Below are 12,658 nucleotides of genomic sequence, written 5' to 3'. Positions count from 1 at the left end.
TATGCTTTTCGAACATGTCACCTTTTATTGCTTCCCCGGCGCAGGCCAGGGCCCAGTCGGAAAACAGGCGGTAACTGCTGCTGCGCTTCGTTACTTCAGCCTTTCCGACTGGACCCCGGCCTGCGCCGGGAAGCGCTGCTCTTCGAAGAGGATAAGCACCGAACACCATCCTGAGTGACGGCTGGCGGGGTGATGAGCCCCCACACAAATGATTGCCGATCCGCCCTACCCGCCCCAGCTTTCCCCCCACAGCCGCATCAGATTCGCCCCGAGCAGCTTCTCGATCCGCGCCGCTTTCCAGCCGCGCGCGGCCAGATCGTCGGCGAGCATGCGGAAGCGCATCGGGCTGTTATAATCCGCGACATAGTTGAACACGTCCGGCCCTTCGCCGGGCGCGGCGATACCTTGGGCGGAGCGTTGTTCGTAGAATTTACGCTGCTCGGCGCGCGCCTTGTCGTCGATCACCAGCGCGGTGGAGCCGCCATCGGTGCCAATCGAGACATGGTCCTCGCCGCAGACATTCACCGCATGGTCGAAATGGCGGATCAGATCGTCGCGCGTCGGTTTGCCCGAGGGCACCAGGAACGGCATGTAATAGATGCCGACCACCCCGCCCTTGTCCGCCACCGCCTTCAGCTCCGCGTCATAGACGTTGCGCGGATTGTCATGCAGGTCACGGCAGCCGGTATGGCTGATCGTCATCGGCCGTTTCGACGCGGCGATCGCTTCGGCTATGGTGCGCTGGCCGCCATGCGACAGATCGAGCAGCAGCGACGCCTTTTCGATCGCGGCAATGGTTTCGCGGCCCAGCGCCGAGATGCCGCCATTGGCGCGTTCGAGCGCGCCGTCGCCGGACAGGTTGCGACGGTTATAGGTCAACTGAATGATGCGCACGCCAAGGTTCTTGTACAGCGCAACGCGGTCGAGCTGCGTGCCGATCGCACTGGTGTCCTGAAAGCCCAGGACAAGCGCGACCTGCCCGTTGCGCTTGGCGGCGGCGATGTCGGCGGCGCGGGTCGCCTTGACCAGCAGTTCGGCATTGTCGGCAATCAGCTGATCCGCCTCGGCGATGCCAGCCACAGCCTTTTCGAACGCGTCGGGCAGGTTGCCGGGCTCACTGGCAGTATAGTGGAACGCGGTGGTGCCGGAGCGCAGCAATTCCACCCTACCCCGGGCGGAGAAGCGCGTCTGTCCCTCGACGAAATCGGGATCGGACGGCCCACCGAGCCCATCGATGACGATCGCCTTGCGCCAGGCGTCCTCGGGGAACCCGGCCGCGAAGGCGAGCGACGGCGAGAGAGCGAGCGGACTTGCGGCAATGAGCTGAAGTGCGGTGCGGCGGTTCATGGAGTTTGCCCTTTTTTGGGGAGAGTGCCTGTGCGTGGCGGGGGGAGCAAGGTGCGAAACGACGCGAAAGCGGACCGCCCCAAAGCAGCGACCCACTTTCGTGTTCTTGTTTCGCAGCTCGCTTATGCGGACGTCACTTGCTTGCTCCGGACGATCGCCTCGACCAGCAGCTTCGCGGCCAGTGCCGCCGCATCGGGGCGGATGCCGGGAGCAAGGGCCAATGCGCGGTCGCGGATGCCGGGGACAAGCACTGTCCGGAGCCCGGCCGACAGCGACTCCATGGTCGGCACAGGGCCGTCATGCGCCACGCCGATACCGAGATCGGCGACGCGGCTGGCCCAGTAAGGCTGATCCGCGACCTGGGGCACAATCAGTTGCGGCGCGCCGGCCATAGCCGCCGTGGCCGTGGTGCCGGCACCGCCATGATGCACGACGGCGGCAACCCGGCGGAACAGCGCCTGCTGATTGACCTCGCCCAGGGCGAAGCAGTCCCCCCGATCATCGACCGGCGCAAGATTCGCCCAGCCCTGTGCGAGGATCACGCGCCGCCCCTGCGCGCGAACCGCTGCGATGGCGACCTCGGCGGCGTTCTCCGACGCCTGCATCGCCATGCTGCCGAAACCGACATAGACTGGCGGGTCGCCGGCATCGAGAAACGCCTCCAGCTCTGCCGCGAGCGGGCGTGTGTCGGGCAATATCCAAGCGCCGGTCTGTTGCGTGTCTACAAGATCGGTCGGCTGCCACGGCCCAAGCACCGGGTCGGTCGCCAGCCATGGGCGGTGCGTGAAGACATGGTCGCGGACATTGTCGAGCGCCGGCAGGCCAATCAGGGCGCGGTGGGCATTGACCGCCTCACCGAACAACGCGTTCATCGCCTCCGCATTATGCGCCCATAGCGCAAGATTGTCGGTCATCCCCGGCGGGTGTGGCCAGCCGGGAAAGGTGAACGGCGGATGATGCGGCGATGGAAGATAGCACGGGCAGAAAGCGAGTTTGATATAGTGGATGCCCGATTTCTCAGCCACCGCCCGCGCGGCCGCGGCGGACGGAAACAGCCCCGTCGCCAGGATCGCGTCACAGCCACTGGCGGCCGCGCCGATCGCATCATATTGGGCCCCCACCATTCGGGCCGCGAGCTGCGGCAGCTTCAGCCCGGACTGCTTGGCGGTCGCGATCCATTGATGCACCGGCATGAAGGCCGGCGCCAGCGGCACGCCGACCCGGTCCAGCAGTTCCACGAATTCCGCATCGGCCGGCGCGGACACCAGCGTCTCCACGCCGAGCGCCTGCAGGGCGATGGCCAGCGCGGCGATCGGCTGTGTGTCTCCGCGCGATCCGTAAGTCGATAATAGTACACGCATGTTCGCTACTCCCTCCGGATTCGAGATCGAGGGGAGCGTTCATGGCGCATGACCGGGGGCTTGCCGCAAGTCCCCCGGTCCGCTATAGGATTTAAATGGGAAGTGCTTGATCCTTTCCATTTCCCTTCTTCGCCGCTGATTTTCCCGTGTGGACTGCGCGCGCCGTCGGAGCTTGGTTAAGCCTCAAAACCGGTCGTCCGTCGAGTAGTGGCGGGACCTGCTGGCCGTCTCCCAGCCCTTATTTACGCATGAATTTGTCGGCCCCCAGCTCCAGCGTGGTGATCTGCCCTGCCGCACCAAAGGTGAAGCCGACCGGGGTCGGGCCGAAAATGACCACCTGGCCCGGGCTTTTCCAACGCGCCATGAACTTGTCCTTGTCCTCATGGTCGAGCACTGCCGAAACCGCCGGGCGCGCGAGCAGCAGCTTGCCGTCGGCCAGCGTGATGACGACGTCGCCGAGCATGACGTTCGAATAGGTACCGGCATAGCGATCGAGCGGCAGGGTCGGCGGCGCCACCGTCGCCGGTGGTGGCGGGGTCTTTTCGCGCGCGACCCGAGCGGCATCGTCGCTGGCCTTTTTCAGGACCGCGCTGTGATCCGTCACCGGACCGCCCAGAAACGCGTCGAGCACGCGCAACTCGACGGCGGTGCCCAGCACGGTGCGCAGGCCGTTGGTCAGCACGACCAGCCCGAGCTTTTTCTCCGGTATCATCGCAATCATGCTCTGCATCCCGTCGATCGCGCCGGAATGCGCGACGATCTTCTGCCCGCGATATTCCTGGACACCCCAGCCCAGCCCATATTCGCTGAACTTGAAAGTCGTGCCGGGGCCGCCGCGCGGCACGATCTGGCCCGTGTGCATCTCGGCCAGGGTCGCGGGCGCGATGAGCTGCTTGCCCTGGAACGTGCCGCCGCCCAGTTGCAGGCGCAGCCACTGCGCCATGTCGCGTGCACTGGAATTGATCACGCCGGCGCCGCCCACATTATCGATCAGGCGATATTCGATCGGCACCGCCTTGCCATCGATCAGCGAATGCGGGGTCGCAACATTGGCCAACCCCTTCAGCGCGTTGACGCTGGTGGAACTGCGGCGCATCCCGAGCGGCGCGAAGATGCGGCTGGCGATGAAGCTGTCATAGCTGGTGCCGGCGACCGAGGAGACGACCTCTCCTGCCACGATGAACATCTCGTTCTGATACTGGAACTGGTTGCGGAAACCGATCGATTCGGTCTGGAAGCGCATCCGCCGGATGATCTCCTTGCGATCGAACCCGGAGCCGTACCAGAGGTTGCCATTAGTGACCACGCCGGTCCGGTGGGACAGCAGATCGCGCACCGTGGCGTGGCGCGTGACATAGGGATCGTCCATCTCGAACGACGGCAAATAATCATGCACTGCCCCGTCCCAGGCGATCTTCTGCTCATCGACCAGCATGCCGAGCGCCGCCGCAGTGAAGGCCTTGGTCGCCGATCCGATCGCGAAGACCGTGTCGGGATCGACCTTGCCCGGCTTGCCGTCCTCGCGGACACCGAAGCCCTTGGCGTAGACGATCTCGTCGTCCTTGACGATCACGACGGCCGCGCCGGGGACCTGCCAGGTCTGCCGGGCCGTCTCGATATAGGCATCCAGTCCCTCAAGTGCGGCGCTGGTCGATGGGGAGGATAGTGTTGCAGGTGCAGGCGCCGTGGCGGCGGTCTGCGCCAAGGCCGGGAACGCCGGCGAGATGAGGGTCAATGCCGTTGCGGACAGAATGACATGCTTCATTCGCGCAATCGAGATCATGATTGACCCTCCCCCATTATGACGGAAATCATGGCCGAGTTTGCGCGAGGTTTCAACCCAATCGAGACACAACAATCCTGATTAGGTGTTTATTTTCAATTTTGGCCAATGAAATTTGGAGGCTCAGCTAAGGTGACACGGTTGAAATAGCCATGTTGGCCAAAGGCAGATGTGGCGATACTTTATCGGGACCAAATTGGGGCAGGCGAATGACAATGCTGATTGTGTTCCTGATGTCCCGGACAGCCCTGATGGTTGCCGGAGGCACGCCGATCGGCCGTTTCCTATACCGTGTCATGGTGGAAGTGCCTGCCGCTGCCGCGAGCCGCCTTACCCGTGGCCATGTCGCAATGGCGATCGTCATCCTGATATTGGTTGTTCTTCATGTGAGTGCGGGAGACGATGATCCAGTCCGCATGGTGAGCCTGTTCGCGCCGGACCTGGCCATGTGGCTTACCGGCTTCGAAATCAGCGTTGTCATCGAGGCCGCAGCCAGTTTTGCAGCTGCATGGGCGGCGCTACGTCGAGTCAATGTTTCAAGCGTTCTTGCAACCCTTGCTCTTCGCTTTGCGAAGCACCCCAAAAGCAGGGCTGATCGAGCCCGCCGCAGCCGGCGTCGCCATCGCGCTTCGCCCGCGAATGACGATGAGGATGGGGCGGGGTTCGCACTGGCGAGTTGAACTCACTGCTTGCCGGTAGCGAGGATCGACCCGGTGGCCGACAGTGCGACCTAGGGTCGCCTGGTCAAAAGCCTCGACGCGAGCCAGCGCCTCGCTGGCTCATCGAATAATTTGAGCGTCGCATATGCCACCGCGACCGAAACGATCAGCACACCGAGGCCAGCCAATGCCCCCTGCATAGGCGGGACCTTTCGGTCGACCACCCAGCCGACATAGATATACATCAGCGGGTAATGCGTGATGTAGAGCGGATAGGACAGATCGCCGAAGAACCGCGCGACCCGGACCGAAGGCCCGTCACTCTGCTTCTCGCCAGCCCCGATCGCGACAATCAGCGGGAACAGCAGGATCACACAGCCCGCCTCGTACAGCCCGTTGATCCAGAGCCGCTCCGTGCCGCCAAAGCGGGGTAGCGACAAAGCGACGATCAGCATCAGGCTGCACAGCCAGAAAGCTCCGGGCAGCCGGACCCGCGCGCCGAGCCGCATCAGCAGGATGCCAGCAAAGAAGGGGAACATCACCCGCGTCACGCCGATCATGAGGCCGTCGGCGTCAAGTGACCAGCCGCCGATCAGGTCGCCGCGCTTGCCCATGACGAGCAGGAGGATGAGCGCAACTGCGGACAGCACAACCAGCACCCCGAGGCCACGATTCGACAACCGCCGCAGCCCGACCGCGTACAGGATATTGGCGCAATATTCGTAGAACAGCGACCAGGCCGGGCCATTGAGCGGGTAGGTTTCATTCCAGCCGCGAATGTCGGCCGATTTGGGCATCGGGATCATCGTGCAGCCGATCAGCATCACGAGGATGACCTGCCAGGCGGACGTCCCCGGCGCCTTTGGGTAAATGGTCGAGCTCTGAAAGGCGAATAGTGCCGCGCCAAGCACGCTGCCCAGCACCACCATCGGCTGGAGCCGGATCAGTCGCCGCTTGTAAAACTCCCACCGGCCCATGCCGCCCCAGCGATCATCATAGGCATAGGCAATCACGAAGCCCGACAGCAGGAAGAAGAAATCCACCGCCAGATAGCCGTGATTGATGATCTGCTTCCGCGGGTCATTGCCGGCATAAGCCTCGAACAAATGGAAGACGACGACCAGAAGCGAGGCGACGCCGCGCAGCCCGTCGAGAATGACATAATGACTCTTCGCCGGTGCCGTGGCGTCGGTCGAGGTGGCGGCAGCGCTGATCGGCATGTGCATCCATTGCTGGCAGTAGCGAAGCGCAATTTGTGAACGTTCTCAAAGAAGAGCGCAATACGCGTTCGGTTGCCGACTTTGCACGGTGGACTCAAGGATTGTCGCAACAGTTCGTGCGAACAATCAACTGGCCGAGAGCGACCGCGGATAGGCGCATTGGGGCTGTCGGCCAGCATCCAAGCCGCCGCGTCCGAGCGCGCGGCGGCATAGCCTCGTTTTGCGACGAAGTCTTATTCGGCCACGTCGATCGGGGTGGTGGCGATGATGACGGGACGTGCTGCCGCCAGATCGCGGGCCGCCAGGCCGAAGGCCTTGAAGTGATCCGATCCCATATGCGACTGAACGGCGGCCTGATCGGCATAGAGTTCGTTGAACACGTAACGGCGCTCGCCCTCGGCTTCGCGCCACAGGTCATAATGAAGCACACCCGGCTCGCTCCGTGATGCAGCAACACAGATGCTAGCGGCGGCCTCGAACGCCTGTTCTTCCCCCGCCTTCACCGTGACGAACGCGATCACTTTCACAGACATCAGATTCTCCATTTTCGTGGCCATGCGATGTGGCCTTGCATCCGCGGACAAGCAAGTCCGCCGTGCAACGTTCATGGATGCCGGACGGCAGGCAATGCTCAATTCACCGCAACGCTTGACCTCCGCAACGTCGCCGACTTCTATGCCCCAAATCACATCAGAGGGGAGCAAGTTATGGATCGCAACGGGGATCGCAATGGGGATCCAGGGGACAACGAAAACACCTTCACCCCCCACCCGCCGCGCGCTCCTCCGCTCCGCCGCCGCAACTGCCGCCACCCTCGCCCCCGGCATCGCCTTCGCCGCGCGCAGCGATGACATGGCCGCGATCCGCACTGCGGTGGAGAAAGGCCATGATGCCGCGATTGCGCGGATCCAGGACTGGATCAAGCATCCGACCATCGCCGCCGAACGCTTCCAGGTCGATGAGGGCGTCGCCTATATGTCGCGGCTGGCGCAGGAAGCAGGCTTTACCGGGGTGCGAGCGGTGCCGACCGGGGGCGTGCCGGCGGTGTTCGGGGTGCTGGATGTCGGGGCGCCGAAATGGCTCGGCATTTATTTCATGTATGACGTGAAGCAGTTCGACCCCAAGGAATGGTCGGTGCCGCCGCTCGAGGGACGGCTGGTCGACCGGCCCGGCGTGGGCAAGGTCGTCATGGGGCGCGGCGCCGTCAACCAGAAGGGGCCGGAGGGCGCATTCCTCGCCGCGCTGCATGCGTTCAAGGCGTCGGGCCGCAAACTACCAGTCAACCTGGTGCTGATCGCGGAGGGCGAGGAGGAGATCGCCTCACCCAATTTCCTCACCGCGATCCGCGACCCGCAGGTGCTGGCGGCGATGAAGAAATGCGTGGGCGTGATCATTCCCTCGGCCGGGCAGGCGCCGAGCGGCAATGCGACGATCACGCTCGGCGCAAAGGGCGCGGTCGAAATGGAGATCGTATCGGACAGCAAGACATGGGGCCGCGGGCCGGCGAACGATTTGCATTCGAGCCAGTTCGCGCGGGTCGACAGCCCGGCGTGGCGGCTGGTCCAGGCGCTCAATACGCTGATGGGACCGGACGGGCATACGCCGGCGGTCGAGGGCTATCTCGACCGGGTCACGCCACTGACCGTGCGGCAAAAGGCGCTGATCGCAGAAGCCGCGCGCAGCGGCAACGAAGCGGATTCCAAAAAGGCGATGGGCGTACAGCGCTGGATCAACGACGAGACCTGGGAGCAATCGCTCGAGCGGCTGGCGTCGCAACCGACGATCAACATCCAGGGGCTGGTCGCCGGCTATACCGGCCAGGGCGGAAAGACCGTGCTGCCGCACCGCGCGGTCGCCAAGGTCGAGATGCGGCTGGTGCCCGACATGACCAAGGACGACAGCGTCGCGAAGCTGAAGGCGCACCTGATCAAGAAGGGCTTTCCCGATATCGAGGTGAATGTGACGGGCGGATACGGCCCGACGCAAACGCCGGAGGAGTCGTCGCTGATCAAGGCGCACAAGGCAGTGCTGACGCGCGCGGGCGTGCCCTATGCCTTGTCGGTACGATCGGCCGGATCATGGCCGGGCGTGGTGTTCACCGGTGATCCGCTGCACCTGCCCGCCGCGCAGTTCGGGATCGGCACCGGCAATGGCGCGCATGCGCCGGACGAATATTTCGTGATCGAGCCGGTCAATCCAAAGGTCGCCAATTTGACCGCGCAGAGCATGGCCTATGTCGATTTGATGTATGAGATCGCCGCGCTGGGGTGAGTGGGTGAGATGCGTGCTATTCCGCGATCCGGTAAGTCACCGGCAGCACGACATCGATCGCGGCGCCCGGCGGCGCGTCCGGCAGCGGCGGCAGCGGCTGGGCACGATCGACCAGTTCAAGCGCCGCCGCATCGAGCAGCGGTGCGCCGGATGATCCGACGACGCCCCGGGCGAAGACGATGCCGTCCGACAGGATGCGTAAGCGCAGCATGACCGTACCGCTCAGTTCCTGCCTCAGCGCTGCGGCGGGATAATGCTGGAAGCGGAGGAGGTGCGCGAGCAGTTGCGCGCGCCATGCCGGGGTAACGATTTCGCTGTCGAGCAACCGCGGATCGGACGGTCCGCCGGGAACGGGCTTCGCGCTTGGCCCGATGCTCAGCATCGCCGGGCATGGCGGCATCGCCGCTGCCTCCGGATCGGCAGCATCGACGACCTGCCCGGGGAGCCGGCAGGGCGGCATTGTCGGCGGGGCTTCGATGACCTCGTAGGTTGGGACGGGCGGCACTGGTACTGGCACCAGGGGCACCGGTCGCGCGCGGTGTCGCGCCCTGGCCTGCCGGGCATCGGCCGGGACGAGCGGCGACAGCGCGATCGCCGCCGTCGTGATGGCCAGCGCCGCAACGCCGACATTGTGCAGGGCTGGCCGGATCAGCGACACTCTCATCACACACGCTCCTGTTCGATCGGCCCTTTTCCATCGTCGGGGCGTTCGACCTCGATGGTTGAACGCAAGCCGCCGGAAACGCACGCTGAAATGGCGATCGAACGCGAAAAAGAGTTCGCGCAGAGGCGCGGAGGACACCGAGACCGTATGAAGGCATCGCCGCCGTGCATGGCCGCACCTCTGACTTGGTGGTAGATTTGCTGTCGCGGCCTGCCGGCTCGACCCGCGGACCATCTCTGCGTCCTCCGCGCCTCTGCGCGAACCCTCTTCTTTGCCGACAAGATCGCTGGTTTGCGCAAATGGTCGCGCGGCTCCGGCGGTTCGTCCGGCATTCGGCGCTTTTCCGGAACTCGCGCGTCCATCACCGGGTTCTTCTTCCCTCAAGGAGACAATGGATGGCTATTCGATCCGCTATCGCCGCCGTCGCGCTGGTCGCGGCCGGGCTGGCGCTGTCGGGCTGCCGGTACGATCACCCCGGCTATGCCAGCGACCGTCCTCATCATGGCCATCACGGACATCATGGCGACCGTGATCGCGACCGCAACTAAGGGCCGCGCTGCCGAGGTTTGAGTCCTTTCCCGTCAGGGCGAACGGTGGAGAGTGAGCGCGACCGGATTGCCGCGAGGCGATGGCGCCGATACGCTGCGCGCGAATGATGCAGCACGCCCCGAACCGCCGGTTCCCGTCCTTCCTGGTCCGGAGCCTTGCCGTGTGCGCGCTGCTTTTCCCGTCGGGCCTGATTGCCAGCAGACCGGCCGGCGCCCGCGCCGCCGCGCCCGCATTACAGCAGCGGATGGACCGCGAGATCCCTGCCCTGCTCCGCGCGCAGAAGCTCGGCGGGATGGGCATCGCGGTGATCCGGGGCGGGCGCGTGGTGTGGACCGGCTATTATGGCGAGCAGAGCCCGGGCGTGCCGATCACGGCCCGCACTGCGTTCAACACCGCATCGATCGCCAAGACAGTCACTGCGGAAACGCTGATCGCGCTGGCGGCGGCGGGGAGGATCGATCTCGACGAACCGATCGCGGGCCATGTCGCCAACGCCGATCTTGCCGCTGATCCGCGCTACCAGCGGCTGACCGCGCGGCTGTTGCTGTCGCACCGTTCGGGCCTGCGCAACTGGCCCGATGACTATGACAATGGCAAGCTGGCGTTCGATTGGGATCCGGGCACGCGCTATCGCTATTCCGGTGCCGGGGTCGAACTCGCCGCGCTCTATGCCCAGGCGAAAACGGGGAAGACGTTGCGCGCGCTGGCGACGGAGACGTTATTCACGCCGTTGCATGTCAATGGGATGGCGGTCGGCGAATTGCCGGCCTGGACCGCAGGCAAGCTCGCGCTGCCAGTGGGCAAGGACGGAGCGTTCGGCACGATCGACGCGCTCTATCCGGGGCTGAAAGCGGGCAGCGGGGTGGGCGCATCCTATGACCTGATCACCACCGTGCCGGGCTATGCCTCGTTCCTGTCGGGGCTGATCGTGCAGGGTGGAAAGGACGCGGCGCGGCGGCGGTGGCGTGAGACGATCCTGACCGATCTCGACGGCGACGCGATCTATGGTTGCCCGCGCGCGGTAGTTGCGCGCTGCCCGGATGCCTATGGCTATGCGCTTGGCTGGCAGATGCAGCAGTACGGCACGCACCGCGTGCTGCAGCACACCGGCAATGACGAAGGGCAGACCGACCTGGTCTATTTCTCGCCGGATACGAAGGACGGAGCGGTGATCTTCGTCAATGGTGCGAACGGGTGGGTCGCGATCACCCGCGCGATCGAGCTGATCGGCGACGAACCGCTGGTCGCGGGCTATTATCACGGGCTGGTCGAGGCCGTGTTGCATCAGCAGATGCCCGCCGCGGAGGGCCAGTAAGCGGGCCGATACGAAAGGGAACAGGCCTGTTCTGGAGAATGATCCGCAACGGTTGCGCCGTTCAGACCATGCCGGCCTTGGCGCGCTTGGCGAGATACCACGCGCTTGCCTTGGGCGAGCGTTTGAAGCTGGTGCGGTCGACCGCGACCAGCCCGAAATGCTGGCCATAGCCGGAGGTCCATTCGAAATTGTCGAGCAGCGACCAGTACATATAGCTCTTCACATCAATGCCCTCGGCGATACACTGGCCGATCTCGGCGAGCGTTTCGTCGATCCATGCGACACGCCGCGTATCGTCGTCGGTGGCGATGCCGCTTTCGGTGACATAGATCGGCTTGGTCGTGCGCTTCGCGGCGAGGCGGATCGTGTTGCCGAGCGCGGGCGGGTAATATTCGTATCCGGCGGCGGTCATTTCCGTGCCGGGCGGCGGCGGCACCATGGTCTTCGCGTCGAGCCGCACCCGGGTATAGGTCTGCACGCCGACAAAGTCGCTGGCGTTCACTGCATCCCACCAGCTGCCATAAACCATCTTCTCGATCATCGGCGCGAGGCTTTGCTCGCCGACCGGCTGGAAATCCTGCGTGCTCAGCGTCACGCCGACCGGAAAGTCGCCCGGGCCAGCCTTGATCGCCTGATAGGCCTTGGCATGGGCGTCGAGCAGATGCGCGTCGATCCGGTCCGGGTCGGCGAACAGCAGCGAGGAGAATTTCGGCGCATTGGTCTTTGCCGCGGCCGCTGCGATCATCGCCTTGCGCTTGGCGACATGCTCCGGCGTCGCGCCCATGCGCAACAGCTTGCCGAGCAGATGGATGTTCGCTTCGTTGAACGGCGAGGCCATGCCGATCAGCGACCCGAGCGAACGTGTCGCCCGCTCGCAAAAGCGCGCGAACAGCTCGGCGCTGTCCGCCGCTTCCCATCCACCGCGTTCGGCGAACCAGAGCGGCACGGTGAAGTGATTATAGGTCAGCACCGGCAACAGGCCGCGCGCGCGGCAGGCCTCCAGCACACGAACATAATGGTCGAGCGCGGCGATCGAGAATTTGCCCCGCTCGGGCTCGATCCGCGCCCATTCGATACCGAAGCGATAGCAGTTCAGCCCCATTGCCCTGGCGATGTCGAAATCCTGTTCGTAACGGTTGAAGCTGTCACAAGCATCGCCGGACGGCTCCTTGAACACCGTCTCGGGCAGGTTTTCGAGCAGCCAGCAATCTGAATGGACATCATTGCCCTCGCTTTGATGTGCGGAGATGGCGGTGCCCCATAAAAAGCCCCTCGGCACCTTGCGCAACGGCTTGGCGAGCGCGGGCGCCCCGAGCAGTGCGCCCGCGGTCAGCGCAGCGCCGCCGATCACCGCCGCGCGGCGCGATACGGAACCTGACAGGGGGTGTTTGCGGTGGGTCATTGTCGCTCTCCTCCAGGTTGCGCTCTTCCGGCGCCATGGCGCGCATCATCATCTGATCGACGAGCTTCGTCAATACTTACTCACTCG

General features: G+C 64.5%; 11 protein-coding genes. 4 read left to right on the top strand and 7 right to left on the bottom strand.

All coding sequences use genetic code 11. The features are described 5' to 3' along the window. Positions 1–225: 225 nt before the first annotated feature. The 3 genes from H3Z74_RS00860 to H3Z74_RS00850 all read right to left on the bottom strand — a co-directional run bounded on the left by H3Z74_RS00860 (position 226) and on the right by H3Z74_RS00850 (position 4,491). Complete coding sequence (locus H3Z74_RS00860; RefSeq protein WP_187762153.1) at positions 226–1,347, bottom strand: dipeptidase; 1,122 nt, start codon at positions 1,345–1,347, stop codon at positions 226–228. Positions 1,348–1,469: 122 nt separating this feature from the next. Further along, the gene (locus H3Z74_RS00855; RefSeq protein WP_187762152.1) at positions 1,470–2,708 is read right to left on the bottom strand and encodes a glycosyltransferase; all 1,239 of its coding nucleotides are present in this window, start codon (positions 2,706–2,708) and stop codon (positions 1,470–1,472) included. 238 nt (positions 2,709–2,946) lie between these two features. Next, the gene (locus H3Z74_RS00850) at positions 2,947–4,491 is read right to left on the bottom strand and encodes a serine hydrolase (protein ID WP_187762151.1); all 1,545 of its coding nucleotides are present in this window, start codon (positions 4,489–4,491) and stop codon (positions 2,947–2,949) included. Between the two features lie 215 nt (positions 4,492–4,706). Between H3Z74_RS00850 and H3Z74_RS00845 the strand changes: the two genes are divergently transcribed. Beyond that, complete coding sequence (locus H3Z74_RS00845) at positions 4,707–5,171, top strand: hypothetical protein (RefSeq protein ID WP_187762150.1); 465 nt, start codon at positions 4,707–4,709, stop codon at positions 5,169–5,171. 50 nt (positions 5,172–5,221) lie between these two features. On the opposite strand, the gene H3Z74_RS00840 is transcribed toward H3Z74_RS00845, so the two are convergent. After that, the gene (locus H3Z74_RS00840) at positions 5,222–6,370 is read right to left on the bottom strand and encodes an acyltransferase family protein (RefSeq protein WP_187762149.1); all 1,149 of its coding nucleotides are present in this window, start codon (positions 6,368–6,370) and stop codon (positions 5,222–5,224) included. Between the two features lie 233 nt (positions 6,371–6,603). Continuing rightward, entirely contained in the window at positions 6,604–7,224 is a 621-nt protein-coding gene (locus H3Z74_RS24250) for a putative quinol monooxygenase (RefSeq protein WP_229726807.1), read from the bottom strand. Here H3Z74_RS24250 and H3Z74_RS00830 point away from each other — a divergent pair. Continuing rightward, positions 7,223–8,641, top strand: coding sequence for a M20/M25/M40 family metallo-hydrolase (locus tag H3Z74_RS00830; protein ID WP_229726806.1), 1,419 nt, complete (start codon positions 7,223–7,225; stop codon positions 8,639–8,641). The genes H3Z74_RS24250 and H3Z74_RS00830 overlap by 2 nt on opposite strands. Before the next feature lie 16 nt (positions 8,642–8,657). Here the strand turns inward: H3Z74_RS00830 and H3Z74_RS00825 are convergent, their stop codons facing one another. Then, a complete protein-coding gene (locus H3Z74_RS00825) occupies positions 8,658–9,305 on the bottom strand; it encodes a TonB family protein (RefSeq protein ID WP_187762146.1) in 648 nt (215 codons plus the stop codon). 395 nt (positions 9,306–9,700) lie between these two features. Between H3Z74_RS00825 and H3Z74_RS00820 the strand changes: the two genes are divergently transcribed. Continuing rightward, on the top strand, positions 9,701–9,853 hold the full coding sequence (locus H3Z74_RS00820) for a hypothetical protein (RefSeq protein WP_187762145.1): 153 nt from the start codon (positions 9,701–9,703) through the stop codon (positions 9,851–9,853). Between the two features lie 107 nt (positions 9,854–9,960). Next, positions 9,961–11,169, top strand: a complete 1,209-nt coding sequence (locus tag H3Z74_RS00815; RefSeq protein ID WP_187762144.1) for a serine hydrolase domain-containing protein — start codon at positions 9,961–9,963, stop codon at positions 11,167–11,169. A 61-nt stretch (positions 11,170–11,230) separates the two neighbouring features. On the opposite strand, the gene H3Z74_RS00810 is transcribed toward H3Z74_RS00815, so the two are convergent. Further along, positions 11,231–12,571: a glycoside hydrolase family 1 protein gene (locus H3Z74_RS00810; RefSeq protein WP_187762143.1), complete on the bottom strand. Its 1,341-nt coding sequence runs from the start codon at positions 12,569–12,571 to the stop codon at positions 11,231–11,233. Positions 12,572–12,658: the final 87 nt, after the last annotated feature.

The sequence above is a fragment of the Sphingomonas alpina genome, assembly GCF_014490665.1.
Classification (GTDB): Bacteria; Pseudomonadota; Alphaproteobacteria; order Sphingomonadales; family Sphingomonadaceae; genus Sphingomonas; species Sphingomonas alpina.
This window is presented reverse-complemented; position numbering and strand designations above follow the sequence as displayed.